This window comes from Kitasatospora sp. NPDC092286, assembly GCF_044755565.1.
GTDB lineage: Bacteria > Actinomycetota > Actinomycetes > Streptomycetales > Streptomycetaceae > Kitasatospora.
Genome location: NZ_JBIVRD010000106.1, coordinates 1 through 3,430 on the forward strand (window position 1 = coordinate 1; position 3,430 = coordinate 3,430).

General features: G+C 72.9%; 2 protein-coding genes. Both read left to right on the plus strand.

Annotation, left to right across the window (positions count from 1 at the left end; translation table 11 throughout):
• Window positions 1-2,067, plus strand: a 2,067-nt coding sequence (locus ACIQIB_RS39320; protein WP_400764262.1) for a beta-ketoacyl reductase, incomplete at its 5' end; no start/stop codon positions are given.
• A gap of 59 nt (window positions 2,068-2,126) precedes the next feature.
• On the plus strand, window positions 2,127-3,430 hold a 1,304-nt coding region (locus ACIQIB_RS39325; RefSeq protein ID WP_400764264.1), incomplete at its 3' end, for a type I polyketide synthase.

Genomic DNA, 3,430 nt, shown 5'->3' on the forward strand with positions numbered 1-3,430 from the left:
GACGGACCCGACCCACTGACGTCACTGCTACCGTCCCTGGCCTCCTGGCGACGCCGCAGCCGCGAACAGGCACTCACCGACTCCTGGCGCTACCGAATCACCTGGAAACCACTGGCCGATCCGAAGACAACCGTGCCGCCGGGCACCTGGGCGGCCGTGGTTCCCGCGGGCGTCCCCGAGGCGCGGCGAGTGGTCGAGGCGCTGCGTGAGCAGGGCATGAACGTGCTGCCCCTGGAGGTGAAGGCAGCAGACGCCGACCGCGGCGCTTTTGCCTCACACCTGCGGGAGACGCTGGACGGCACGGCCCCCGCCGGAGTGCTCTCCCTCCTGGCACTGGCCGAAGGCCCGCACCCGGGCTGCCCCGAGCTGCCGGCCGGGCTCGGCCTCACCCTGGCGCTGATCCAGGCCCTCGGCGACGCGGGCACCGACGCGCCGCTCTGGCTCGCCACCCGGAGCGCCGTCACCACCGCCCCCGCCGGCACCGCCGGTGCCGACCGGCCGGTGGACCCCGCTCAGGCCGCCGTGTGGGGCCTGGGACGAGTCGCCGCCCTCGAACACCCGCAGCGCTGGGGCGGCATGGTCGACCTCCCCGAGAGCCTGGACCGCCGCGCCGCCACGCTGCTGTGCGCCGCCCTGGCCGGCCCCGACAACGAGGACCAGCTCGCCGTACGCGGCACCCGGCTCCTCGTCCGCAGACTGGTCCGGTCGTCCCTGGCCGCGGCGGACCCCGTCCCGGCCTGGACGCCCCGTGGCACCGTACTGATCACCGGCGGCACCGGCGGCATCGGCAGCCAGACGGCCCGGTGGCTGGCCCGCCGCGGCGCGGAACACCTGGTGCTCACCAGCCGCAGCGGACCGGCCGCCCCCGGCGCGCAGCAGCTGAAGGCCGAACTCACCGAACTCGGCGCCCGGGTCACCATCGCCGCCTGCGACGTGACCGACCGCGACGCCCTGACCGCACTGGTCCGGCAGGTGGAGGCCGACGGTTCGCAGATCCGCACCGTGCTGCACATCGCCGGCGCGGGCGTGCTCGTGCCGCTCGCCGACACCGACCTCCTGGAGTTCTCCGACACCGCCCACGCGAAGATCGTCGGCGCGGCCAACCTGGACGCGGTCTTCGACCACTCCGCACTGGACGCCTTCGTGCTCTTCTCCTCCATCTCGGCGGTCTGGGGAAGCGGGGAGCACGGCGCCTACGCGGCGGCCAACGCGTACCTCGACGGCCTCGCCGAGCGGCGCCGGGCCCGCGGCCTCGCCGCCACCTCGGTGGTCTGGGGCATCTGGAGCCCCGAGGACGGCGGCGGCATGGCCGCCAACCTCGCCGAGGAGCAGCTGCGCGGCCGCGGCATCCCCTTCATGTCGCCGCAGTCGGCCATCAACGCCTTCCAGCAGGTCCTGGACCGCGACGAGAGCGTGGTGGTCGTCGCGGACATCGACTGGGAGCGGTTCGTGCCGGTCTTCACCTCCGCACGGCCCAGCCCGCTGCTCGGTGAGGTGCCGGAGGTCGCCAGGATCCTGGCCACCGAAGCCGCCCCGGCCGGGGCCGGGGACGACGACTCCTCCGTGCGCCTGCGGCTGACCGGGCTGTCCGCCGAGGAGCGCCGGCGCGCCATCTCCGAGCTGGTGTGCACCCAGATCGCCTCGGTGCTCGGGTACCCCGGCCCGTCGGCCGTCGACGAGTCACGGGCCTTCCGGGAACTCGGATTCGACTCGCTGAGCGCCGTCGACCTCCGCAACCGGCTGAGCGCGGCGACCGGGCTGCGGCTGCCCGTCACGGTGGTGTTCGACTATCCGCGGGCCCGCGCGCTGGCCGAGCACATCGGTGCCGCGCTCTTCCCCGAGCAGGCCCCCGCGGCCCCGGCCGACCCCGCGGAAGCGGAAGCCCGGGAGCTGCTGAATTCCATTCCGCTGCTGCGGCTTCAGGAATCCGGACTGCTCGACGAACTGCGCAGGCTGGCACAGTCGCCCGACACCGAATCCGCCGCGGTGCACGGCGACGGCGACTCCACGGATGCCATCGACGACATGGACGTCGACGGGCTGATCCGTATGGCGTACGACAACTAATGACCTCTGAAGAGAAGAAAAGAGCGGAGCACCCGATGACAAGCGCCGATGACAAACTCGTGGGAGCGCTGCGCGAGTCCCTGAAGGAGACCGAGCGACTGCGGCGGGCCCATCAGCAGCTCACCTCGGCGTCCCGGGAGCCGATCGGTATTGTCGCCATGAGTTGCCGTTACCCCGGGGTCAATTCCCCCGAGGAACTGTGGAATCTGGTCGCGGAGGAAAAGGACGCCATCTCCGGATTCCCGGTCAACCGCGGCTGGGACCTGGACGGCCTCTACGACCCGGACCCCGACCAGCAGGGAAAGATCTACACGACCGAGGGCGGTTTCCTGCACGACGCCGACCGTTTCGACCCGGCGTTCTTCGGCATATCGCCGCGTGAGGCCAGCGCCATGGACCCCCAGCAGCGGCTGCTGCTGGAGACCTCCTGGGAGGCCTTCGAGCGGGCCGGCATCGACCCCTCGGCCCTGAACGGCAGCAAGGTCGGCCTCTTCGTCGGAGCGGCGTACCAGGGCTGGGGCATCGACTACCAGAACGTCCCCGACGGCATGCAGGGCCACCTGGTCACCGGCATGTCGACCAGCGTCATCTCCGGCCGCGTCTCGTACACCCTCGGCCTGGAGGGCCCCGCCGTCACGGTCGACACCGCCTGCTCGTCGTCGCTGGTGGCCCTGCACCTCGCCGTCCAGTCGCTGCGCCAGGGCGACTGCTCCATGGCCATGGTCGGCGGCACCGCGGTGATGGCCGACCCGCTCGGCCTGGTCGGCTTCAGCCGCCAGCGCGGCCTGGCCCAGGACGGCCGCTGCAAGGCGTTCAGCGACGACGCCGACGGCATGGGTCTCGGCGAGGGCGTCGGTGTGCTGCTGCTGGAGCGGCTCTCGGACGCGCGGCGCAACGGGCATCCGGTGCTGGCCGTCGTCCGGGGCAGCGCGATCAACCAGGACGGTGCGAGCAACGGGCTGAGCGCGCCGAACGGCCCCGCGCAGCAGCGGGTGATCCGGGCCGCGCTGGCCAACGCCCGGCTGAAGCCCGAACAGGTCGACATCGTGGAGGCGCACGGTACGGGGACGACGCTGGGCGACCCGATCGAGGCGGGCGCCCTGCTGGCGACGTACGGTCAGGGGCGGCCCGCGGACCGGCCGCTGTGGCTGGGCTCGGTCAAGTCCAACCTCGGTCACGCCCAGGCCGCGTCCGGTGTGGCCGGGATCATCAAGATGGTGATGGCCGTGCGGCACGGCGTGCTGCCGCGCACCCTGCACGCGGACGAACCGTCGCAGAAGGTGGACTGGGAGTCCGGCGCGGTGCGGCTGCTGACCGAGGCCCGGCCGTGGCCGCGGGGCGAGGAGCCCCGGCGGGCCGGCGT